The sequence below is a fragment of the Cohnella nanjingensis genome (assembly GCF_014212125.1).
Taxonomy (GTDB): Bacteria; Bacillota; Bacilli; order Paenibacillales; family Paenibacillaceae; genus Cohnella; species Cohnella nanjingensis.
Window position 1 is genome coordinate 102253 of record NZ_JACJVP010000047.1, and the last position, 23272, is coordinate 125524.

Genomic DNA, 23272 nt, shown 5'->3' on the forward strand with positions numbered 1-23272 from the left:
CGCTCATCCTCCTCTCCCGCCGTGCTTGTCGCGCTCGCCCTCGAGTTCGAGCTCCATGCTTGCCATCAGGAAAAGCTGCTCCCCCCGGGGGAGCAGCCAGAACGCTCCGGGGCGCAGATGGTGCCGCACCCAGATGGCATGTAGCATGCCGGCCAGCGCCCCGGATCGAATTAGTTTTTTACGTCGGCGAGCTCCGTGTTGAAGCCCGACAGGTCCAGCACCACGTCGCCCAGCGCCGACAGCTCGCCGGCGAGCAGGATGCGCTTGATCACCTCTTCGGCGCTGCTCGCGCCGAACTTGGCGAGCAGCTGGGATGCACCCCAGCTAGGGGAGGTCGTGGCGGCCGCGATGAGCGACACGTTGAACAGCTCCTCGTCCAGCCGCTCGATCGTCTGGCCCCGCTTCTCCTTGCGCTCCGTCGAGCGTTCGCGGATGCTGAACACCTGCTTGCCGGTCAAGCCGCGGAGCTTCACCGGGACGCCGAGCCGCTCGAGCAGCACGGTACGCTCCGGGAGCGTATCGGCGTCCAGCAAGCGCTGGAGCATCTGCTCTTCGGTCATCGTTTCATAGTCGATCGACATGCGTATCTTCTCCTCCTTCGATTAGCTGGCCACGATCGGGTCCAGCAGCTCATAGCCTTCGAACGTGAACGCCGTCTCTTCGGCCACTTCCTCGCCCGCCGTCCAGTTGGCCAGCTGCAGCTTGTCCGCGACGCAGTTGATCAGGCGGATGCGCTCGAAGCCGTACGCTTCCGGATCGGCCAGCTTGTTAATGACGTCAAACTTCGCGAAGCCGCGGCGGAGCATATCGCTCGTCACCTTGTAGCCGCTCATCGTGCCGGTGCCCTTTTTGGCGCCAAGCTTGTGCACGGTCCACTCCGAGCCGGCGAGCTTCAGCTCGCGCTTCTCCACCTCGACGGACGCCTCCAGATGGTTGATGTTCGTCTGCCAATTTCCGTCGATGAATACTTGCCCGTACGTACCCAGAATTGCTCTAGTCGGATCCATCATGTTCCGTTATCCCCCTTATCGCACGATGAACGTGCCGAAAATTTGTTCAACCACGTCGGTCAGACGCGCTTCCCATTTCAGGAACACTTGGTCCGGGGCGGCGACGATCGCGTCATCGACCGCGACGTCGTACCCGGTCGCCTCGATGACGCCGGCTTGAGCGAGCGTGTTCATGTACTGCTTGCAGGCGCCGACCAGCGCCAGACGGCCTTCTTCGGTGTTGTTCACCTTGCCGATGTACTGGTCCTCCGCCGTCCGCTGCAGATCGGCGTTGATGCTGTCCAGCACGCGGATCGTGCGGATCTTCTTCCATGCCGCGTTCTGGGTGCCGCTGAGCGTCACCAGGCTCGTCACCCCGCGCAGCGCCTTCACCAGACGGCCGTCGTGAACGAACAGGAATACGCCGCCGCGCACCGCCTGCTCCTGCTCGGAACGGGTCCAGCGGCGGGTCACGTCGTCGAACGGAGTCGGCGCGTACGTCGTCGACGCGCTCAGCGCTTGGCCCGCAATGAGGCCGGCCACGTAGGCGGACAGTTGGGCGGAGCTGTATTCCGCGCCGTCCAGCAGCGCGCCGGTGCCGACGTTGACGATGCCTTCCAGGTTAAAGCCGGCGCTGCGCGCTGAAGCTTTAGCTACGGCATCGGCTGCTTTGTCTTCGGCGGCGCTGCCGCCAAGCACGGCGATGACGCCGTTGCCCTCGGTGCGAATGCGCGCCACCCAGGAGGCGAGGCTCGTCAGCAGCGCCGGATCCGTCACGCCGTCCAGCGTGACGACGTTGAAGGACTGCGTCTCGAAAGCGGACATCGCGTTCACGTAATCGGACGCCGCGATGCCTTCGATGCCGGAAGCGCCGCCGCTCAGCGCGGAGCCGGAGAGGTTGGCGAGCGTGCCGTTGCCGTCCGCGAGCTTCGACGCGACGATCCATTTGTTCGCGGCATCGCCGTTAACGGCATCTACCGCGGCTTGAATCGTGCTGCCCGCAAAGGTGAACGTACGCAGCAGCGTCGTGCCCTCGTAGAGCTTGATGTCCTTCTTGGCCGCGTCGACAGGGTTCGCTTGGATCGTCACCTTGAAGGCGTTGCCCCGCGCGCCGGACTGCTTCGCTTCGAGCTTCAGGACGTTCGCCGGCGTCGCCGCGGTGTCCTGGAGCGTCTTGGCCGCCTTGGCTTCGGTGCCGTCCGTCAGGCGGTAGGCGAGCACCTTGCGCGCGCCGCCCAGCAGGGCGAGCCGCACCGTCTGTACGGCGGACGCGCCGCCCGTCTCGTCCAGCGAGTAGGCGTCCGCGATGTCCGCTTCGCGCGTCAGCTCCACGAACTGGCGGACCGGACCCCAATGCGCCTTGACGGGCACGATGACCACGCCGCGCTCTCCGGGTTGAATGGCCGCTGCCGCCGCCGCTCGAAACGCCATATAGAAACCGGGCAATACCGGCATATCCGTCAAATTCCAAGTGCCTCCTGCCATATCAGTTCACCTTCCTGTTCAGAAATTGGTCGATTCGTTCCTTAACCTCGTTAACCGTCAGTTCGGCTTCCTTGTCCACGCCATACAGCGCGCCTTGCACGACTTCCGGCCGCATGCCGCTCCAGCTCTTCCCGGCTGTAAGCCGCGGCTTCGGATGCCGCGGATTTCTTGCTTGCCATGCGTCAACACCTCTTTCTTATGGAATGGATCTGCGAAAAACGACTTCCTCCATCAGCGGCTCTTCCTCGTACGGACGAACGACGCGCCGTCCGAGCGTCAGCCCGATCTGGCCCTCCGTCCATTCATCCGCGCTCGGATCGGCCGCCTGCTGCCGGACGGTCATATAGCGGCGCTCCCCGGCGTTCAGCGCGATCTTGCCCGCGGCGGCCAGCTGTTCGGCCACCCGCACGACGGCCGCTTCCCGATCGTTGTCGGTGCGTCCGAGCACATGCCCGACGAACCGCTTGCGCGTCTCGGCGGCCGCCGCATTGCCGGGCGCCGTATCCACGCCGTTCAGCCGCCACAGGACCGCCGGCCGATCGTAATCCGTCGGCCACCGTCCCAGGTAGACGCGCCATGGCGCGCCCAACGTCTGCGACGTCCATTCGCCCAGCGCCTGCAGCCAGGGATCCGCAGGGACCGTCTCGGCCAATCCTTCCGGATGAACGGCATCCACCCGGAACCGCAGTCCGTGCGTGAGGGCGTCCGTCTTTCCGTCCACCCGCTCCGTACCGATCGCGCCCTGGTAGCGGCAGGTGAACGTCTCGCCCGAATCCGGGTCCGTCAGCAGCTCTTCGTCCAACGCCCGGATGATCGCTTCGCTCAAGGCGTCGACTGCCGCGAAGCCCGCTGCGCGATCCGCATACGGCCAGATCTTGTAAGTGCGCCGCCGCCCCGGCCAGCCTTCGTCCTCGGTCTCGACGCCCTGCGCCAGCACGAGGTACGGCTTGTCCGCCGCGACTTCGGCTTCGTGCCGGTCTAGCACTCTGCCGCCTACCGCCGGGACGGCCGCGATCAACCGTTGCCGAATCCCGTTCCTCATCGCGAAGTCACCCTTTCTTCCGTCCCCATCCCGTGCTTGCCCTCCCCGGTGTGAGATGATGGCGAGCGGGTCGTCGTCGTTCTCTTGCGACCCTCTCATCCTTAGGTGGCAACCGTGCGACAGCCTCTTCCGGCTGTTGACCTTCTTTTGACCGTAAGCTCCCCAACCCCGTCCGCTCACCCGACCTGAACGACCCGGCCCCCGATATTGAGAGCGATCTTCCGCTGCGCCCGGATGATGTAGGTGCCGACGCTGGACTTGCTGATGTCGAGCAGCCGGGCGACCTCCGCATAGGAGAAGCCCTCTCCGAGCGCTAGCGTGAAGCAATCCCGCTCCCGCTCCGTCAATCCTCGCAGGGCCGCTTCCAGCCGCACCCGCCGAAGCTCGGCTTCCGGCCCGTCGGCCGCGCGATCGCCGCTCCGGCTCGCCTGCAGCTTCGACGGATCGGTCAGCACCTCCCGCTGGTAGCCCGCACGCCGTTCGATCCCCCGCCGGTTGCCGGGCCTGCGGCCCGACTCCAGCCAGTCGATGACGTACGAGCAGCTGGCGATCATCTCGATGACGATGCGCCGCTCCCGATCCAGCGCCAGCACCTCGTTCATCTCCTCCATCGTACGAACCTGGTCCATCTCATGGATGCGGCGCGTCAGCCGGTCCGCCGACAGCAAGAGCATCGTCCGGGTCGCCCGGTAAGCCTCCGGCGTCGCTTGCCCCAATGCCACGATTTTCATCTGTATCCACGCTCCTCCGTTTATGTCTTTGCCAAATTGGCAAAGTCTATCGGTGATTCGTCCTCTTCGCGATGTACGCCAACAACGATTCTTCCTTATCCAGGCCGGCTCCTCAAGCGGGCCAACACAGCGTTTCATCTCCGATCCCAAAACAGGAACACTTGTTCTTATTTTGTTCGGTGAATCGATCATATATTGCCAATATGGCAACTGTCAAGAAAAATTTGGATACTCTCTCGATTTATTTTGCCAATACGGAAAATATTATGCTATAATGAAAAGACCCCTTTCGGAAGGAAGATCGGTATGACATTGGGCAGACGCCTTCGGGAGAGGCGGGATCAATTCGGCAGGACGCAGCTCGATGCGGCCAGAGCGCTTGGCATCAGCAACGTCCAGCTGTCGCGCTACGAGTCGGACGACCGCAAGCCGGAGCCGGAGATCCTGAGCCGCTTCGCCGAATACTATAAGACGACTACGGACTATCTGCTCGGCCGCACGGACGATCCGACGATAGAGGTCAAGCCTTCCTCCGCGTTTGAAGCGTTCATCAGCAATCCCGAGCACGGATTGTTCTTCAAGGATTACCTAGACGCCCCGGAAGCGCGCAAGGAGGAGATGCTCCGATTCTGGGAGTTTCTCCGCGAGAAGGAGCGCGGACGCAAGCCGTCCGACCGCCAAGGCGAATCATAGCCATACCCAGCCGTTCGCGCCCGAGAGGGCGTTTCTTTACCGCCGCAAACCGAACATACATTCCCATAAACGAGGTGCTCTGATGCTTCAATACTATCACCCAACCCCGCTGGAGCAGTGGATCGAGACGCTGTGGACGAAAGCGGGCATCGCGTCCGCTTCCCAATTGACGATCGAAGAGGTAGCCGGCCGCCTGAACGTGTGGGTTCACTACCTGAACTACTCCAGCCGGGCGTTGGAATGGATGGGGTTGCGCTCGATCCTGATCGACCGGCGGCTCAGCCGGGCGGAGCAGTGGGAGGACTTCCTCCACGAGTTGTGCCATCTGCTGCGTCATGCCGGCAATCAGACCGTCATGCCGCTGCCGTTCCTCGAGCATCAGGAGGCGGAGGCCAAGCGGTTCGTTCTGTACGCGTCCATGCCTTATTATCTGATCAAGGAGCTGAAGCTGCCGGATCGGCAAGGGGACGCGATCGAGCTGCTGTCGAGCAGGTTCGGCGTGACGTATACCCTCGCGAGCCAGCGGCTCGAGCAGTTTCAGAGGCGGGCGTTCGAGGCGATTTTGTGGGAAGAAGCCGGGAAAGCGGAGCGCATTCTCCTGCGGAGAAAAGCAAAGACCGAGGCGGCGAAGTCCCCGAGCGCAGTTGCGGAACGGGAGCCGGAGGAGGCGCTTGCGGGCAACCCCTGAAGGCAGCCGCTTGCGGGCACCGAAATCGAAAACCGGCGCCGACGGTACTGTATATTAACGAAAAAATGCCGTCGGCGCGATTGCACCACGCCGTCTTGCTTCCTTCCGAATACCGCGAAGTATCTTCTTGCTGTCATACTTCATTCTGCCGGATTGGTAAGGGTGTCAACCGAAGACGTCAATCATGGTGGAACACTTCTTCCATGTTCGCCCACCATTCACCTGGTCCGCGCGTGTCGAGCGGTTCTTGGCAAGGTTCGCAATAATCCCACCACTTCTGTGTCGTCGGATCGGCGGCCATTTTCGCCATGTCGGCGTCGTAGTCGTTCCCGATATACTCGTAATAGCTGAAAAGATAACCGTCTTTGTAATAGATCGAATAGTTTCGGATATGGCACTTGGTGATCATGTCCAGCACGCCTTGCCATGCGTTCTTATGCAGTTTCTTGTACTCCTCCAGCTTCTCCGGTTTCACTTGGATGACGCTCCCGAAACGCTGTATGGCGCTCGCCCCCTCAGAGTCGGTAAAATTCCACGGCCGTGCCGCCTAGAATCGCGTCGATTTCTTCGCGGGTACGTCCCTCGAGCAGTGCGTTCGTTTCCCGCCACACCGAAGCATAGTCTCCGTTCAGGATCGCGACGGGCCAGTCGCTGCCGAACATGAGGCGGGACGCGCCGAAGACCTCGATGGCGTAATCCGTGTATCGTTGCAGTTCCGCCGCCGACCAATTTTCCGATGCCGCCGTATTCAGTCCGGAGATCTTCGCGTACACGTTCGGAGAAGCCGCTGCCGCCGCCAGCTGTCCGGCCCACGGCTCCCAGCCCCGGTCCTTGATCGGCGGTTTTGCCAGATGGTCGATGACCATGCGCAGATTCGGGACCTTCTCGGCGAGAGTGGGGATATGCTTCAAATGGTTAGGAAATACGGCGACAACGTCGAAGGACATATTGAACTGCGCAAGCACCTTCAGTCCTTCGATAACTTCCGGACGTATGACCCAGTCCGGATCCGACTCTTCGTGAATCAGATGGCGGACGCCTTTCAAATAAGGATTTTTCGCGTAGAGTTCCAATTTGCGGAAAACCTCGTCCGGACGGTCGAGCGGCACCCAACCGACCACGCCTCCGACCCACTCGTACGCTTCAGCCGTTTTCAGCATGTAATCCGTGTCCTCGAAGGCGTTCGCCGCCTGCACGATCACCGTTTTGTCCATGCCGGCACTTCTCAGCTGCGGCTCCAGTTCCGGCGCTTCGAACGTACGGAAGATCGGTCCGTACGCCGGGATGAGCCAGGGATAGCTCAGCTTCTCCAGGTTCCAGAAATGCTGATGGGCGTCGACTCTCATCCTTTTGACGACCTCCTCCCCTTTTATCTAACCCTGTATTCAGCAAAAAGCTCCGGTATGATCTCGGTCGATGCCCCCGGCATTTCCGGCAGCACATACTGTCCATCTCTCACCGTAACCGGTTCCACAAAAATGTGCCGAATCCAAGGAATATACTCGAGCATAATGGCATTTTGCGTTGACGCGACGAGATGCTGATGAATTTGTCCCATATCTCCAACGTGCGGGCAAATCGGAATATCGTAAGACGCGGCCAATCCGGCGACTTGCAGCCATTCCGTTATTCCCCCCACGCGGGTAACGTCGACCTGGCAATATTCCACAGCGCCATGATGAATATAATCCCTGAAAGCATACTTATTGTACACATGTTCGCCCAGAGCGATCGGGACGTTCAACTCGTCGGCGAGTTTTTTGTGGCCCATGATATCGTCGGGGTTCAGCGGTTCTTCCAGCCAGAACAAATCGAACTCTTCCAGCTTCTTGCCCCATGTCATGGCCGTGTTGATGTTCCACTGCTGATTGACATCGATCATGAAAATCACGTTGTCGCCAATGGCCTTGCGGACCGCTTTGCAGCGATCGTAATCTTCGCGGGGATCCGGTTTGCCGACTTTGATTTTAACGCCTTTGAAGCCGGATTCGATGATCTCCGTTACGTCTTTTAACAAGCGCTCTTTCGACCAATTGAGCCAACCGCCGTTCGTATTATAAGCTTCGATTCGTTTGGACTTCGCCCCTCCGAGATACTGCCACAGCGGTTTATTCGAAGCCTTCGCCATAATGTCCCATAGCGCGATGTCGACCGCCGCCAGCGCCATGTGCGTTATGCCGGATCGACCGATCCAGTGCATCTTGCCGAAGCGCATCTCGTCCCACAGCTGTTTCACCATGAACGGATCCTTGCCGATCAGCAACGGCGCGTAGTATTTATCGATCGTATCCGCGATCATATCATCGCCATGCGCGCAAGTTCCCGTATAGCCATAACCGACGAATCCTTCGTCCGTGTAGATACGTACTCCCGCCAGTCCCCAATGCGTGGCGACGTTAATGGCATCGGTAATGGGGGGCGTAATCGGCACATGCAAGACAAAGCTTTCTGCTTTTGTGATTTTCATCCTCAAACTCTCCCTTAGCGTGCAGTATGAAATCGATCAATAACCGAGCGAAGCGCCGCCGTCGACGGGAAGAACGACGCCGGTTACGAAACCGGACGTTTCGCCGGCCAAGAAAAGAACGGCTTGCGCCACTTCCTCCGAAGTCGCCGGCCTCCCGAGCGCGTGCATGTCATTCAAATCTTGTACGGTCTTGGCCGGATCATCCTGCTCCCTAATCCATTGTTTCAGCAACGGCGTCGAGACGCCGGCAGGACAAATACTGTTCACGCGTACGCCAAAGGGCGCATAATCCAACGCCAACGACTTCGTAATCGCGTTCATTCCGCCTTTGGTAGCCGCGTATACCGGGTTCATCTTTTGACCGATCAAACCGTTCAGAGAAGACATGTTTACGATGGATCCTCGCGTTTCCTTCAATTTCGCGATCGAATGCTTGACCATCAGAAACACGCTTTTTAAATTCACATTGAAAATGCGATCCCATTCCTCCTCCTCGAACTCTTCCAAATATTTAGGCATGATTACGGCTGCGTTATTGACCACGATATCGATTTGTCCGAAGCGTCTCACCGTTTCTTGAATGAGCAACCGAACTTCTTCTTCTCGCGATACATCCGTTTTCACGGCAATCGCGTTGTATCCTTCGGACTTCAAATGATCGGCAACGCCGGAAGCCTCTTTCCCGTTCTGGTCGGCAATAACCACGTTTGCCCCTTGCGAGGCAAATAAACGCACGATGGATTCGCCAATGCCCGACGAGCCGCCGGTTACGATCGCCGTTTTTCCGGACAAAACCATTCTTTTCCCCCCTCAGAGCAACGTATCGTATACGATACATCCCAAGATCGCTTGTTCAAAGAACGACCTCGTCCTCAGCCACGAACGTATTAACCAAACGGCCGAGCTTTTCGATTTCGATGACGACTTCGTCTCCCGGCTTCAAATAAATCTGCCGTTCCGGCGAATAGCCGAGAACGACGCCTTCCGGCGTTCCCGTAAGAATGACGTCCCCGGGAAGCAAGGTCATATGCTGCGACACGTAACTTACAATTTCATCTACCGGAAAAATCATATCCGAAGTATTCGAGCTTTGGCGCACTTCTCCATTCACGATCGACCGGATGGCCAGATCGTTCGGGTTGCCCACTTCATCAGCTGTCACTAGATACGGTCCAAGCGGACTGAATCCATCGCAGCTTTTGCCGAGCAGCCATTGCTGCGTCCTCATTTGCAAATCCCGTGCAGACAGATCGTTGACGCAGGCATAACCGAATACATGCTCCAAAGCCCGTTCCTTGGGTACATACTTCGCGGCCTTGCCGATAACGACCGCCAGTTCCGCTTCGTAGTCCAACTTCTGCGTGACTTTCGGAATTGCAATCGGCTTCCTATGCCCGGTAAGCGTATTATTGAATTTGCTGAACAGGATCGGAAACGCCGGAATCGGCGCGTTCGTCTCCTCGGCATGTTTGCGGTAATTGAGACCGATGCAGATGATTTTTTGCGGCTGAGTTACGCATGGTCCCCAATCCATGGCGGCTTCGTCCAGCAGGTTCGCCGAAGCGTTCGAACCCGCCGCGTCGGCGGCGATACGTCTCAGTTCTTCCAGCCGGCTCGTGCCGCCGGCAATGACCTCCATGATGCCGCCTGAGAATCCGGAGGCCGTCACATCCAGGATCCCCCCGTCGACTTTCATGCCGAGCGATTCGCGGCCGTTCCGGTTAAACGTGACAAGTTTCATTTCCATTCCTCCCATGGGTTCAGGCGTTCTTGCCGAACGTTACGCCGCCATCAATATAAACCGGACTGCCCATCATGAACTTGGAATCGTCGGAAGCCAGGAACAGCGCGGCTGCCGCCACGTCCTCAGGCAACCCTAATTGTTCGCTCAACTGGCGTTTCTTCAGCGATTCGATAGCCGCTTCGTTGTCCGCGTATGAGGTTTTAAGATAATTCTCGACGAATGGCGTTAGGATCGTTCCCGGAAGCAAAGCGTTGATGCGGATGTTAAAGGAGGCGTAATCTACCTGCATGGATTTTGTCAGCGCCAGCACGGCGCCTTTCGACGCAGCGTAGGAGGCGCGCCGGGCCAACCCGATTTCCGCCACGCAAGAGGACATATTGATGATGCTTCCGCTTCGTTGCTTCATCATGTGAGGCAGCACATATTTACTCGGAAGATAGACCCCTCGGACATTGACATTCATGATTCGATCCCAATCCGAAGGATGGATTTCATGCAAAGCGCCGACGCCGCTGATTCCCGCATTGTTGAACAATACATCGATGCGGCCGAATTGCGCGATCGAATCCGCGACAAGTTTCTCGACCGAATCCGGATTGGTCACGTCTCCCGGAATGCAAACGGCAACGCCTCCGCCCGCGCGAATTTCGCTTGCCGTTTCTTCCCCTTTCTCGATCGAAATATCGTTGACGACGACGCTTGCGCCTTCCTTTGCGAATAAAAGCGCGGAGCTTTTGCCGATACCGGATCCGGAGCCCGTAATCACCGTTACTTTGTTTTTCAATCTCATCGGCGCATCACCTCTTTGGTTTATTATATAAAACCAAATTTATTATAATGAACTTATTAAGTCCAATATAAACCAACCAACTTCTTTCCGCAATGCTATCTCGTCAATCATAAAATGACGGAATGCTCAGAAAATGATACTGCGAACCGAGTGATCATGCGGCGAGTTTGTTGTATAGGTTGACGATGCAGGTGGATTGCAACACGCAGAAAAAACGCGCCCCAAGGAGCGCCCGTTGGCAAGCTAATCATCGAACGAACGGCTGACTTTCGGTCTTTCACAGGCCATTTTCGGGGTTCAAGCTCAGTTTGTCCGCCAATTGCCGGATTTCCCGCAGCGCGTCTTCCCTTTTTTCCTCCCACATATGCGAAGGCATCGAGCAGCTCACCGCCGCGATCACCCTTCCGGTTTCATCGCGAACCGGCGAAGCCACGCAGCAAAATCCGAGTATCGATTCCTGCAGGTCGTAAGCGAACTTTTGCCGCTTGATTTCCTGTAAGGATGCCCAAAGCAATCCCCTGTCCGAAATGGTATTGGGTGTTAATGGGGTTAACATCCCGGTCGGGAACCGCTCATTTAATTCAACCACGTCCAGTTCGGACAGCATGACTTTACCAAGCGCGGTCGCGTGAGCGGGAATTCGCATGCCCGGCTCCGAAACGAGGCGGATGGGGGAAACGGCTTCTTCCTTGGCCAGATATAGCACTTGGTCCCCCTCCAATTTGCCTAGCTGTACCGTTAATCGAATCCTTTCCACCACCGGTCTTGCTTCTTTGGCAAACTGGTCGATCAAACTGAACTTTTTGAAAAACGCGTTTCCGAAAGAAGCCATGGCCGATCCCAAAGAATAGGTGCCATCCTTTTCGGATACGGCCCAGTGCAGCGATTCCATCGTATGCAGCAATGAAAACATGGAGCTTTTGTGGATTCCGGTCTCTTTGGATAAATCGATCAAACGAAGTTTTCCCGGTTGATCCGCGATGAGCCGAAGAACGGCATTCGCTTTGTCCAAGGCTGGAACCCAATACTTCTTTTCCAAGTTTCATATCCTCCTAGCGAAAAAAGTTTTGTATAGCAAACCTTATTTCACTAAGAGTAACAAATGATAAAATGGCCGTCTACAGGATTGAACAAAATACTTCCTGCAAGAAGTAAAAATGAGAAACCCAGGTGCTCCCCAACCTCCTATCGCTGCAAAAACCTGTATGCCTTCGGAGTCAGGCCGAATCGTTTCTTGAAAGTAGCGGAAAAATACGACGGATTATCGAATCCGACCATCGTCGCGATTTCCTGCGTTTTGATTTCGGAATTCGCGAGCAGCTCTCTGGCCTTTTCCATTCTGATTTTGGTGATCGCTTCCGTGACGGTTTCTCCTGTTTCCTTGTGGAAAAGCCGGCTTAAATAACTGCTGTTCACGTAGACGGCATCCGCGATCGTCTGCAGTTGCATTTCCTGATGGTAGTTCTTGTGAATAAATGCCAACGATTCCGCTACAATCGCATTGCTTTCCGATGCGTTCCTGAAGCGGGAGGAATTCTTCACGTCTTCCATCAGCGCTTGCGCCACATCCGCAATCGTATCGCACGACATGAACCGTTCATGAATGCCGCTGGCCGATTCGTGTGACCGCTTCCATAACAGCAGACACAATTGGATCGCCGCCAGCTTGTACTTTTCCACAGCGTGCTGAAATATTTTTTTGACTTCAAAGCCGACGCGGATCTCTTCAAGAGCGCTATCCAAGCGGTTGTCCTGCACGAGTCCGAAGATTCTCTCGCAAAACGCATCTGCCAATTGCCGGTAGGATTCCGCCCGCGCGCGCATGTCGCTTCTGAAAAATACGACGTCATTCTCCGCTTCGAAACCAAGCGAGATTGCCGTTAAAGCTTCTTGGTAAGCCGCATGGATTTCGGTTATGCCCTGATGGTTGCCGCTGATTCCCGCCGAGATCCGGAGGCCGAACAGCGTGTCGGCGGATTGGATCAAATCTTGGCAGACAAAAGCGATTCGCAGTTGATCGGCTTGAATCAGAACGCCGATTTTATCGCTGCCGAGCGCAAACGAATAGGAGTAGAACGATTGAAAGGCGGTGTAAATCAAATTCCCGACGGATTTCAGTTGCGCTTGGTCCGATTGGCTTCGAAGGGAATGGATGTCGAACAAGCCCAGCGAGAACGATTGAACGTCGATACCGTACTCGACGCTTTTATCGAGAATCGTCGTCGGATCCGACAAAATGCCATAAACCGTGTCCTGAAAAAACTTTTCCTGAACGAGCGCAAACTGGCTTCTCGTTCTGTTTTCTTTGTCCAGCATGCCTATGGCCTTATGGATAGCTTGAATGATCTGCTCGTTCGTCGTCGGTTTTAGGAGAAAGTCGACGACGCCGAAACGAATCGCTTTCTGCGCGTATTCGAAATCGGCATACCCCGTCAACATGATGATTTTCATATGCGGATAACGTTCGTAAAGGAATTTTGAAAGCTCCAATCCGTCCATGCCCGACATTTTGATATCCGTGATCACGATGTCCGGCAGAAGGACATCGATCTGATCTTTGGCCGCCAAGCCGTCACCCGCTTGCCCCGCAATCTCGCAACCGCATTGCTTCCAGTCGATGAAATGGGTCAGACCCGAACGAATGATCGGCTCGTCATCCACGATGAACACCCGGAACATAGGTACGCCCCTCCCCTGTTATTGGCCCGGTCCCGTTCTCCGGAACAATTCCCGTGTCCTCGGGAATTCGAACCGTTACTTTCGTGCCTTCTCCGATCCTGCTGTCAATGCTTATCCCATAAGGGTTTCCGTATAAAATTTGAATTCTGCGGTTCACGTTCTCCAGGGCGATATGGTTGTGCGCCCCGCCGCGTCCAGTTGGAACGGAATCGAAGCCGACGCCGTTATCTTCGATCAAGAATAGGATATCTCCTCCCTCGCGGCGAATTTCCACGAGCAATTGCCAATCGCCTACCTTCCGCTCTAAGCCGTGTACGATCGCGTTCTCGACGATGGGCTGGATGCTTAATTTGGGCAGCAGCAGATCACGGATCGAATCGTCCCCGATCTTGATGTCAACTTGCAGCCGTTCTCCGAAGCGCTTTCTTTGCAGGAGAATATAAAACTCGATATATTTCAATTCCTCGCTGATCGCCGTTTTCTGGTGGCCGTTCCCGGCCAAACCGGATCTCAGCATGTAACCGAGCGAGGTGACCATCTCATGGATTTCGACCTGGCTGCTCATTCTCGCATACCAACTGATCGTTTCCAACACATTAAACAAAAAATGCGGGTTGATTTGCGCGTACAGGGATTTCAGTTCCGACTCCCGGAGCAGCAGCTTTTTCTCGTAAACGTCCGTAATCAAATATTCCATTTCCTCCGACATCTTATTAAACACCATGGCGAGTTTATTCAATTCCATCTCTGTATAAGCGGGCATCCTCGTCGAATAATCTCCTCTCCGGATCAGCTCGATGCGCTTTAACAAGTCGATGATCGGCCGGGTTACTTTGGAGGAAATAAAGTATCCGACAAGCAGGAAGAAGAACAAGATGCCGAGAGCGATCGGAATAAACCGGCCGAACGATTCGGATAAATGGGATAACGCCTGGTTTTGCGGGATGAGTATGAGCGACGTCCAATTGTATCGCTTGATCTCCTTGGCGGCGACGAAATAGGAAACATCGTTTAGTCTCACTGAACTGAATAGGGAGGTGTGAAGAAACCGGATCAAACCGGGATCCGTCGTGTGCCCCAGCAGACGCGTATTCCCACTGGACAGAATCGAGCCGTCCCCGTCGATCAGAAAAACCTGCGAATTGTCATAATGAACGATGCTATCGTAGAGAGCATTCATTTTGGTTTCGTTGATGCCGAAAATGATTTTCCCCTTATAGCTGTAGTCCAGAAAGCTTCGGATATTTTTTACGAAATACAGGATCGGGTCATTAGGTGTCGGGTTTACGATTTGCGTTTGCTCCGGCTCGTTGTCAATCGACTTATACACCGCAATGTTCCGGCGAATCTGCATATCCATATTTCCGTATTTACGCAGAACCGAGTAGTCGTTACCGTAATCGTCGATGATGAACACCGAATCGAGGATGTTCTTCTCCCACAAGTAATGGTTGGACAACAAGTAAATCATTTGCCGCTCGATTTCCGTCTTCCTGCCCCATTTCTCGTAGGGACTGGTCGGCGGCTGGTCTTCAAGGTTGGTGTTGATCACCGGATTGGATATAAAGGAAATCATGGCGGAGTCGATCATCTCGAGCTGCGCCTCCAAGTTATCGTTCGTTTGCTCCAGCATACGGGTGAGATTGTCGTTCGCATTGTTCCTCAATATCGTATGGATCGACTGGTAAAAATAAATTCCGATGATGGATAAGGAAAAAAATACGAGAAGCAGCGTCATGGAAATGACTTTAAAACGAATGCTCTTGACGGAACCGAAGGTGAAAAGCCGCGCCACATTTAACACATCCATATCATATGATGTAATACATAATTACATATATGTTCCGCATATGCATAGGGCTGAAGTAAAAATATTGATCGAACGTAAAAATTCTCATAGAAATACGCGAAAGAAACGTAAGCCAACCACAAAAATATGGAGATTCTCCGCCACTGAGGTCAAATTTTTGATTGGTATATGTAGAAATATTGCATTAACAACCTCTGCACGCTTCATTATACTGATTAAGCGATACAAATCAAAGGAGGAATGGATGCTTTGAATAAAATTTCAAAGTGCGTCATTATTTCTGTCATCTGCGCTTTGCTAATCGCCGGCTGTTCAAGCAAAAGCAACATCCAGACAAGCTCCGGCAACGCCGGGGGCGGCAAACAAGTTACTTTGAACGTGCTGAACTATCATGTCGGCGAAGATTACGCCGCACCCTTCTTCAAAAAACTGTTCGATGAATTCCCAAACTCCGATTTGGGCAAAGGTGTCAAATTCAATTTGCAGGAAATTCCGACAACGGATGCCTATGCGCAAAAAGTCAAAGTTCTGTTCGCCACGGGCGATCTTCCCGACATCGTTCTGACCACCGGAAACTACATCCTTGATTTGGCCGTTAAATCGGGCAAAATCGCGGATCTTACGCCCTACTTCGATGCCGATCCGGCATGGAAATCTTCGTTCGATCCCGATGCGCTGGAACGAAACAGCATCAACGGCAAAATCTATGCCGTGCCTAACCAGAAGGAAATCGCCATGATCTTCTTCAACAAAGCTCTGTTCAAAAAAGCGGGCATCGAGCCGCCGGAAACCTCCTTCGCGTCCTGGGACGAATTTTTCGCCGCATGCGATAAGCTCAAGGCGGCCGGCATTACGCCGATATCGCTGGACACGAATGACTTCGCTTGGCTGTCCTCGATGTTTCTCGGTGCCATGGTCGGCACCGCGAACGAAGCGGGCAATCAATTTATGAACACGATGAAGCCTACGAACTTCAACACCCCCGAAGTTGTAGACGCTTTAAAAAACTTGAAAACGATGCTTGCCCGGTATACGACGAAAGACGCCGTCGGCGGCAAATACGATCCGATGGCCGCCCACTTCTTGATGGGCGAAGTTGCCATGATCGCCAACGGTCCGTGGATGGTGCCGGATTTCAGCAACAAGGAGAAGGCCACCCCGGATCTGCCGGAACAGATCGGCGTTATGCTCTTCCCGAAAGACGGGATGGTCAGCGTGCCGGGAACCGGCGACATGGTTGCCGCCGGCGACAAAAACAAAATAGACGCCGCCGTCAATTTCTTGAAATACGAGACTACACTCGACAACCAGATTACGTCTTTGAAGATGACCGGGATCATCCCCGTCTCTCCCCAAGCGGTCGTCCCGGACGACTTCAACAAGGAGAACCCCATCGTCGGCCGAATGCTGGAATTGTCGACCAAAGCCAAGTATCTATTTGGAGAAAACCAAGCCAACTGGTATCAGAATACGCTGGATACCTTGAGCCGACAGTTGCCGGAATTGGCCTTCGACAAAATTACGCCGGAGGAGCTCGCCAAGCAACTCGAAGAAGTCGCGCAAAAAAATAAGTGATCCAGACAAGCAAGAGCGTATCGGGCTATCGCTCCATGCGCTCTTCTTCCGAATGGAGGTATCGATTGTGGCGAAGAGGTTATGGGTCCTGTTGTTCGTCACCCCCTGTTTACTTATGTTCATCGTCTTCATCGGCATTCCGCTCGTCAACGTAACCTGGACTTCTTTCGCCGATTACACGACATTCTCTCCGCCGATACTGTCCGGTTTGGGGAACTACAGAGAGCTGCTTCATGACCGCAGCTTTTGGCAGGCCTTTCAAAATACATTGTTATGGGTGCTCATGCAATGCACCGTCGGGGTATCCGTCGGTTGCATCGTGGCTCTGCTGCTCTTCCGCAAACCGTTCGGCTGGAAATTTTTCCGGGCCGTCTATATGATTCCCAGCATCATTCCGACCGTCGCGACGGGCATCATGTTCTATTTGCTGCTTAATCCGGAGCTAGGCATCATTAAGCCGCTGCAGTATCTTGCGGGCCCCCATAGTCCTGCAATCAACCCGTTCGGCAACAGCTCCTATGCTTTTTGGGCATTGACGCTGACCTGGTTGTTCTACTCCGCTGTCAGCACGATCATTATCATGGCCGAACTTGGAACCATTTCCGATGCTTTGCTCGAAGCCGCGAAAATCGACGGAGCCACCCGATTTCAGATCGATCTGCACATTCTGCTCCCTCTGCTGCGCAACATTTTAGGCACCTGCGTCATTCTGGCGGCCGTCGGCATGATCACCCAGTTTGACACGATCTACGTCACGACCAGAGGCGGTCCCGGATCGTCGACGCTAAATCTTTCTGTGTTTTTGTATAATACCGCGACGCTCGACAACAACTACGGACTCGCTAACGCGATCAGCGTTGTCCAAATTCTCGTAGGTCTGATATTGGTTTTATTGATCGGGAGGGCGTTCAAGTTGGGTGATTCCCATGGGTAACAGCAATACAGTGAACCGAAGCCCGGCTCCGGCATTCCATTATGCAGTGCTGATCGTCATTGCATTCATTTCGTTGGGACCTATTTTATGGGTGCTGGTCGGCTCTTTCAAGACGCGCAGCGAAATTTACTCGTCGGCTTTCTCGCTCCCGCGCAGCTTCGGGTTCGCCAATTACACGGAAGCTTTCCGGCTGGTCCCGATCGGAAAGTACTTTATGAACAGTCTCATCGTATGTACGGCGAACACCTTGCTGAACATTCTGGTTGTGGCCGCTTTCTCCTACATTTTGGCGCGGTTCGATTTTCGGATGAAGAATCTGCTCGTGGCCGCGATCGCCTCGGTCATGCTGCTACCTTCCCAATCTTTGGCCGTTCCGATCTTTACGCTGCTTAGATCATTCCATCTTCTCGATACAAAAACCGGCTTAATTTTGATTTACGCGGCATTCGGCATTCCCGTTTCTTTCTTCATTCTGCGAAGCTACTATTTGAGCATTCCCAGGTCACTGGAAGAAGCGGCAAGTATAGATGGCGCCGGTTTCCTGACTACGTTTCTTAAAATTATCGTTCCTCTGTCTTTGCCGGGATTGGTTACGGCGGCCATTCTGCAGTTTCTCAGCACGTGGAACGAGTTTTTCTTCGCGCTCGTTCTGACGAGCGGCGACCAGGCGAGAACGGTTCCGATTGCCCTCAGCTACTATTTAGGCACGTTTTCGAACAATTACCCGGCTTTGTTCGCGGCGGTTGTACTGACGATCTTGCCTCCTATCGCCATCTTCGTCTTCTCGCAGGAAAAAGTCGTGGAAAGTCTGACCGCCGGTGCAGTCAAAGGATGACCCATCCCTATAAGAAATCGGAGTGAGCCCCATGAATCCAGTGAAAATTGCGCTGATCGGCGCCGGCCAGAGAGGCCATGTCTACACCAAGTACGCGTTGACCCATCCTCAGGAAGCGAAAGTCGTGGCGGTGGCCGAAGCCGACCCGGCCCGCAGGCGGGAATTTCGCGATTTGCACGGTATCGAAGACGGCAATACGTTCGCAGACTGGCGCGATATGTTGGCTGCGCCGAAGACAGCGGACGCCATCCTGATCTGTCTGCAGGACAGGATGCACTATGAGCCGACCATCCAAGCGCTGGAAGCCGGATATCACGTCCTGCTGGAAAAGCCGATGTCGACCGATCCGCTGGAATGCTTGCTGATGGGAGCGAAAGCGGCAGAAATCGGCACACATTTCGATATTTGCCACGTGCTCCGGTACTCTCCTTTTTTCGCGACATTGAAAAAACTGCTGGCAAAAGGAACAATCGGCCGACTTATGAGCATCCAGCATAACGAAAATGTCGCATATTGGCACCAAGCGCACAGCTATGTCCGCGGCAATTGGCGCCGAAGCGACGAGTCCAGCCCGATGATTCTGGCCAAGTCCTGCCACGACATGGACATTTTGCTGTGGCTTGCCGGAGCGGACTGCGTCCGGGTGTCTTCCTTCGGTTCGCTTTCCCATTTTCGTTCCGACAACGCGCCGGAAGGCGCGCCGCTTCGCTGCCTGGACGGCTGTCCGGCGCAGAACGCATGTCTGTATTATGCGCCGAACACTTATTTGACGGACAACACCGATTGGCCGACCTCCGTTATCTCCAACGACATGAGCTACAAAGCGAGAGCCGCAGCCCTGATGACCGGGCCGTACGGACGCTGCGTCTACCATTGCGACAATGACGTAGTGGACCATCAAGTGGTCAATCTCGAGTTCGCCAACGAAGTGACGGCTGCGTTCACCATGAGCGCTTTTACGAACGAGAACCACCGCACGATCAAATTGATGGGGACGCGGGGCGAAATTCGCGGAGCGATGGATAAGAACGAGATTGAAATCATCCGCTTCGGAAGAAGCGAGAATGAACTCATCACGCTAGAAGGAATTGACGGGCATATCGGCCATGGCGGCGGAGATTCGCTTATGATCGCGAATTTCATCAGCTCGATAAGCGACGGCAGCGGCGAAAGAAGAACATCCGCCCAGGCTTCCGTCCAAAGTCACCTCATGGCCTTCGCGGCAGAGCAGTCTCGGCTTACGCACCAAGTCATCGACATGAACCGGTATACCAACGAATTGACGCTGTTAGGGAGGGATTCGCGATGACCGCCGAAATTCGACTCGTCCGGCAAGAAGAGATGAAATCCGCAATCGATGCGGCCGATGCCATTTTTCGCGCTCCGGGGATGTCCTCGATGGGAACGGCGTTTCCGTTTATTTTCTCGGAAGCCGTTTCGCATTCGCATGGCTTGTTTGAGAACTCCAAGCTCCTCGCGTTCATGGGCCTTGTCCCTGCAACTGTACGTATAGGGAGCGCCGGCTTAACCGTCTTCTCCCTCGGATCGGTATATTGCATGGAGGAGGCCCGCAATCGCGGCTACTCGAGCCGGGTGCTGAACGAAATCCAGGCATACGGACGTACAGCCGGCGCCTCCCTGCTGCTCGTCTCGGGTGACGGCCCGCTGTACGCCCGGTCCGGATGTTTGAAATTCGGGGAAGTTTACCGTTTCGCGCTCGATCGCGCTTTTGCCGAATCATGGAAGAATCGTCTCTCGGATATTCAAGTAACCGAAGCGCTTCACCGGGATACGCCGCTTCTCCATCGTCTGGCTTCCGCACGCCGGTTCGCTTACGAAATGAGCCTATGGGATTTCTCTGCGCTGATCCGTACGGAAGCGAATATCAGCAGCCGGAAAATGACCCAGCGCGTCTATGTCGCCAACAGAAACGGCAATCCCGCCGCTTTCGCCGTCGTGGCGTTGCCCGGACCCTCGTCGCAAGGAGCGGCTCCCGTCATCGTAGAATGGGCCGGCGAGATCGGGGCGTTTCTTCAAATCGCGTCCAACGTCATGCTTGGCGCCGGTCTGGAACAGCTGACGCTTACGGCGGAAGGGTACGAGAAGGAATTGCTCCAAGCCTTGCGCGATGCTCCCATGGAAAAAAGACGGAATCAAGGTACGGTATATGTGTTCGATGCGGAAACTTTATTTGTGCAGTTAAAGCCCTACTTCGAGGAAATCGATCCGATCGCCGGCCGGCATTTGAGCGTGAAGAACGGCGAAAACGGGAGAGCGATCCTATCGCTACCCGCTCTTCACGACGTCGAACTCAGCCGCGAGGCATTCGTGTCGCTTCTATTCGACCCCCAACCTGATCTGCCGCTGTCCGCGGAATGGAGCCAAGCTGCGGCCAAATGGTTCCCGCTCCCGTTCCCCTATACGGACAGTTTGAACTTCGTATAATCAGGGCGCTCGGACAAACGTCCGAGGGAATTTTCTCCGGATCATGCCTCTCCCCTAACTTCGGATAAATGATAGAGCACTGCTACGGTGCTCTATTTTGTTGCAATGATTCTGACCAACTTCGTCGGCAGCTCGTTTAAATCGGTAATGTCCAGGAACTTGTCGTCTTGACGGTTCATTGTTGCCTTCCTGAACTTAAGAAATAGCTCTTGCCGGCTTCCGTAGCAAAAGAAAGGATATCTCCGGACAACTGCCTATCGATAACCCGATGCGTATCTCCGCATTTTTCCATAACCACAACTTCTTCCTTCGGCCAGGGGTTGACGATTTTACAGGTTCTGCCTTTCTCGCTTATGATGTCTACGTAGGTCACGTTTTCATCTGCTAGTTCGCTAGAAACTATAAATGCTCCGACTGCTCTTAAATTTGTAAAGCTGGCGTTTCTTTCACGGGGCCAGGCGGGAAATAACTTCATTACATGCTCATGGCTTTGAATGAGCATCTCGTTGATCGCCGAAGGTACGCCGCTGCAGCACTCAATGCCGCCACCGCCGAAGAAAATAAACAGGTTCGGATAGCTATGCTCAAGACACTGACGGCGCAGCTCGCGCAAGATGGCCTCCGGATCGTATCCGACCCTGGCCGCAGCTGTAAATATCGTTGGAAAACCATTATAATCCGTCCAACGGTTCAGAACGGTAATCGTATCTTTGGCTATTTCAAGCAGCTTCGGATCCGAGTCAAGTCCGATCGCTCCTGCAGGCCATACATGCTGAATGGCCAGCGTATTATCATTCCACCAATCTCGTCCTTCTTCCGTTAAGCGAAATATCGTTTTTCCGTCGCGCTCGAACGTTGGAAAATCGCTGATATGCGCCAAGATATGCGACCATTTCTCCCGCCGGTCGGCATCGAGGTCCAATTCACGGGACATTTCCAGCAGCCCTTTGAATACGGCCCGGATTAGCGCTAACGAGAGGATCGGATTTTTGTCCTCGAACTCCCGCAGCCATTCCTCGTCGGAATGCGAATCCGTAAACGTAGGGACTTCGTGAATCCCATCACGATAGATGACATAACGGTTTCCTTCGAACTTCAGATAGTCCTCCCAGAAATCGGCGACTTCAAGCAGGAACGGATACGCCTTCTGACTCGCGTATTGCAAATCATATGTATAGTAATAACGCATCAGCATATTGATTGCGCAATACGCCGCATTGCTTTTTTGCCCTAAAAATAAATGGCCGTGCTCATATTTTTTGCTTGTCTCTGTAGTGGACAAGGCAGTCGGTAATCCTTTGGGTCCTATACCGACATCGTAATAGATTCCTTTACAGCCTAAATATTGTTCGGCATACTTGCGTCCGTTCGGCATATATTCCAACAACGGCGTATCGTAGGGTTCGCTCAATTCGACATGGTTCGAGGAATACACGCCCCACCAAGGGGCTTGGTAATTGTAGTTCAAATGAAAATCCCCCGCCCAGGCAGAGTCGTCCGTCGTAATCCAGTTGCCGAACAAGCCAGGCGGAAATGCCTTGTTGCGACTGCAGCAAGCCATGATGTAGTGAGAGCCGTACCAAAACTTCTCCAGCACATCGTCGCCGATTTCAATCCCGGATTTTGCCCAAAACCGGCTCCACCACTGTTTGTGATCCGAACGAAGCCTCTCGATTCGGCTTTCGTCCAGAAGTCCGGCTCTTCTAACCGACTCAAGCAGATAATCTTCTTCATTATGATTGGTCAATACGTATGCAACGATAGCTGCTTTTACTCCCGGCTGTAACAGGAACGAACTGCGTCCGCCACCCAAACAGTGCATGACGATTGCGCCTTCTGTCGTCCAATCGAGGTCGGCGCCGTTAAACTTTCGAGACGCCCACGCCACATCATCCTGATATCCTTCCTCGGTCACGGATTCATTCCCTTGCTGTACCCACAAGTCAACCTCGACCGGTACGGCTTCACCTTCACAAGAAAGCTCGATGATTACCGCATTCTCGCCAGTCGAAACCCAGTAGCTTAGGGCGACCGATGTCCCGTCATTACGGAATACCGATGCAACCTCCGCTTCAAGCAACCGCTGTTCGCTGTAATACGCAGCGTTTGCCAATGCGGGTATTCGAATATCGATTCCTCCGAGCAAGCATGGACTGCCGTTCGGATACAGCCGCTTCGCTTTCCAGAAGTCGGTTTTCGATATCCATAGACGCTGCCGTTCCGGCGGTCCGCTAAGGACTACGCCGACATCGCCGTTTCCGATTATAGGGCCGTCTACCACTTTGTCCGTAGGTATGTTTTGGGGCGGCTCCGTGAAGATTCCGTTATACTTGGCCATTCGCTCTTTCCATTCGCTTTTCAACCG

The 23272-nt window shown here is 54.7% G+C and carries 24 protein-coding genes; 7 read left to right on the plus strand and 17 right to left on the minus strand.

Annotated elements, in window-relative coordinates:
- Positions 1 to 3 precede the first annotated feature (3 nt).
- From H7C19_RS27885 to H7C19_RS27910, 7 genes are all read right to left on the minus strand, one after another.
- Positions 4 to 147, minus strand: coding sequence for a hypothetical protein (locus H7C19_RS27885; RefSeq protein WP_185672367.1), 144 nt, complete (start codon positions 145 to 147; stop codon positions 4 to 6).
- A gap of 23 nt (positions 148 to 170) precedes the next feature.
- Positions 171 to 581: a phage tail assembly chaperone gene (locus H7C19_RS27890; RefSeq protein WP_185672368.1), complete on the minus strand. Its 411-nt coding sequence runs from the start codon at positions 579 to 581 to the stop codon at positions 171 to 173.
- 21 nt (positions 582 to 602) lie between these two features.
- Positions 603 to 1010, minus strand: a complete 408-nt coding sequence (locus H7C19_RS27895) for a phage tail tube protein (RefSeq protein ID WP_185672369.1) — start codon at positions 1008 to 1010, stop codon at positions 603 to 605.
- 15 nt (positions 1011 to 1025) lie between these two features.
- Entirely contained in the window at positions 1026 to 2474 is a 1449-nt protein-coding gene (locus tag H7C19_RS27900; RefSeq protein ID WP_185672370.1) for a phage tail sheath subtilisin-like domain-containing protein, read from the minus strand.
- 1 nt (position 2475) lies between these two features.
- Positions 2476 to 2589 carry a YqzN/YkzM domain-containing protein gene (locus tag H7C19_RS35925; protein WP_512698979.1) on the minus strand — a complete coding sequence of 38 codons (114 nt, stop codon included), beginning with the start codon at positions 2587 to 2589 and terminating at the stop codon, positions 2476 to 2478.
- Between the two features lie 81 nt (positions 2590 to 2670).
- Positions 2671 to 3615 (minus strand): hypothetical protein, encoded by a 945-nt coding sequence (locus H7C19_RS27905; protein ID WP_221469517.1) that lies wholly within the window; start codon positions 3613 to 3615, stop codon positions 2671 to 2673.
- Between the two features lie 77 nt (positions 3616 to 3692).
- Positions 3693 to 4247 carry a sigma factor-like helix-turn-helix DNA-binding protein gene (locus H7C19_RS27910; RefSeq protein ID WP_246469854.1) on the minus strand — a complete coding sequence of 185 codons (555 nt, stop codon included), beginning with the start codon at positions 4245 to 4247 and terminating at the stop codon, positions 3693 to 3695.
- Positions 4248 to 4553: 306 nt separating this feature from the next.
- Here H7C19_RS27910 and H7C19_RS27915 point away from each other — a divergent pair, with 306 nt between their 5' ends.
- Together H7C19_RS27915 and H7C19_RS27920 are read left to right on the plus strand one after the other, a co-directional pair.
- Entirely contained in the window at positions 4554 to 4940 is a 387-nt protein-coding gene (locus tag H7C19_RS27915) for a helix-turn-helix domain-containing protein (RefSeq protein ID WP_185672372.1), read from the plus strand.
- An 82-nt stretch (positions 4941 to 5022) separates the two neighbouring features.
- Complete coding sequence (locus tag H7C19_RS27920; protein ID WP_185672373.1) at positions 5023 to 5628, plus strand: ImmA/IrrE family metallo-endopeptidase; 606 nt, start codon at positions 5023 to 5025, stop codon at positions 5626 to 5628.
- A gap of 178 nt (positions 5629 to 5806) precedes the next feature.
- Here the strand turns inward: H7C19_RS27920 and H7C19_RS27925 are convergent, their stop codons facing one another.
- From H7C19_RS27925 to H7C19_RS27965, 9 genes are all read right to left on the minus strand, one after another.
- Positions 5807 to 6130 (minus strand): L-rhamnose mutarotase, encoded by a 324-nt coding sequence (locus tag H7C19_RS27925; RefSeq protein WP_185672422.1) that lies wholly within the window; start codon positions 6128 to 6130, stop codon positions 5807 to 5809.
- A 13-nt stretch (positions 6131 to 6143) separates the two neighbouring features.
- Positions 6144 to 6974, minus strand: coding sequence for an amidohydrolase family protein (locus tag H7C19_RS27930; protein WP_185672374.1), 831 nt, complete (start codon positions 6972 to 6974; stop codon positions 6144 to 6146).
- 23 nt (positions 6975 to 6997) lie between these two features.
- A complete protein-coding gene (locus H7C19_RS27935) occupies positions 6998 to 8095 on the minus strand; it encodes a mandelate racemase/muconate lactonizing enzyme family protein (protein WP_185672375.1) in 1098 nt (365 codons plus the stop codon).
- Between the two features lie 36 nt (positions 8096 to 8131).
- A complete protein-coding gene (locus H7C19_RS27940; protein WP_185672376.1) occupies positions 8132 to 8893 on the minus strand; it encodes an SDR family NAD(P)-dependent oxidoreductase in 762 nt (253 codons plus the stop codon).
- Between the two features lie 55 nt (positions 8894 to 8948).
- Positions 8949 to 9836: a fumarylacetoacetate hydrolase family protein gene (locus H7C19_RS27945; RefSeq protein ID WP_185672377.1), complete on the minus strand. Its 888-nt coding sequence runs from the start codon at positions 9834 to 9836 to the stop codon at positions 8949 to 8951.
- Positions 9837 to 9855: 19 nt separating this feature from the next.
- Positions 9856 to 10629 carry an SDR family NAD(P)-dependent oxidoreductase gene (locus H7C19_RS27950; protein WP_185672378.1) on the minus strand — a complete coding sequence of 258 codons (774 nt, stop codon included), beginning with the start codon at positions 10627 to 10629 and terminating at the stop codon, positions 9856 to 9858.
- 277 nt (positions 10630 to 10906) lie between these two features.
- Entirely contained in the window at positions 10907 to 11668 is a 762-nt protein-coding gene (locus H7C19_RS27955; protein ID WP_185672379.1) for an IclR family transcriptional regulator, read from the minus strand.
- 146 nt (positions 11669 to 11814) lie between these two features.
- On the minus strand, positions 11815 to 13308 hold the full coding sequence (locus tag H7C19_RS27960) for a response regulator transcription factor (RefSeq protein WP_185672380.1): 1494 nt from the start codon (positions 13306 to 13308) through the stop codon (positions 11815 to 11817).
- Positions 13283 to 14941 carry a sensor histidine kinase gene (locus H7C19_RS27965; RefSeq protein WP_221469518.1) on the minus strand — a complete coding sequence of 553 codons (1659 nt, stop codon included), beginning with the start codon at positions 14939 to 14941 and terminating at the stop codon, positions 13283 to 13285. The genes H7C19_RS27960 and H7C19_RS27965 overlap by 26 nt, the downstream gene beginning before the upstream one ends.
- A gap of 426 nt (positions 14942 to 15367) precedes the next feature.
- Here H7C19_RS27965 and H7C19_RS27970 point away from each other — a divergent pair, with 426 nt between their 5' ends.
- From H7C19_RS27970 to H7C19_RS27990, 5 genes are all read left to right on the plus strand, one after another.
- Positions 15368 to 16693, plus strand: a complete 1326-nt coding sequence (locus H7C19_RS27970; protein ID WP_221469519.1) for an ABC transporter substrate-binding protein — start codon at positions 15368 to 15370, stop codon at positions 16691 to 16693.
- A 91-nt stretch (positions 16694 to 16784) separates the two neighbouring features.
- The gene (locus H7C19_RS27975) at positions 16785 to 17627 is read left to right on the plus strand and encodes a carbohydrate ABC transporter permease (protein WP_221469520.1); all 843 of its coding nucleotides are present in this window, start codon (positions 16785 to 16787) and stop codon (positions 17625 to 17627) included.
- A gap of 46 nt (positions 17628 to 17673) precedes the next feature.
- The gene (locus tag H7C19_RS27980; protein ID WP_221469521.1) at positions 17674 to 18462 is read left to right on the plus strand and encodes a carbohydrate ABC transporter permease; all 789 of its coding nucleotides are present in this window, start codon (positions 17674 to 17676) and stop codon (positions 18460 to 18462) included.
- Positions 18463 to 18493: 31 nt separating this feature from the next.
- Complete coding sequence (locus tag H7C19_RS27985) at positions 18494 to 19771, plus strand: Gfo/Idh/MocA family protein (protein WP_185672384.1); 1278 nt, start codon at positions 18494 to 18496, stop codon at positions 19769 to 19771.
- A complete protein-coding gene (locus H7C19_RS27990) occupies positions 19768 to 20907 on the plus strand; it encodes a GNAT family N-acetyltransferase (protein WP_185672385.1) in 1140 nt (379 codons plus the stop codon). The genes H7C19_RS27985 and H7C19_RS27990 overlap by 4 nt, the downstream gene beginning before the upstream one ends.
- A 175-nt stretch (positions 20908 to 21082) precedes the next feature.
- On the opposite strand, the gene H7C19_RS27995 is transcribed toward H7C19_RS27990, so the two are convergent.
- Entirely contained in the window at positions 21083 to 23269 is a 2187-nt protein-coding gene (locus H7C19_RS27995) for a glycosyl hydrolase family 95 catalytic domain-containing protein (RefSeq protein WP_185672386.1), read from the minus strand.
- Positions 23270 to 23272 lie beyond the last annotated feature (3 nt).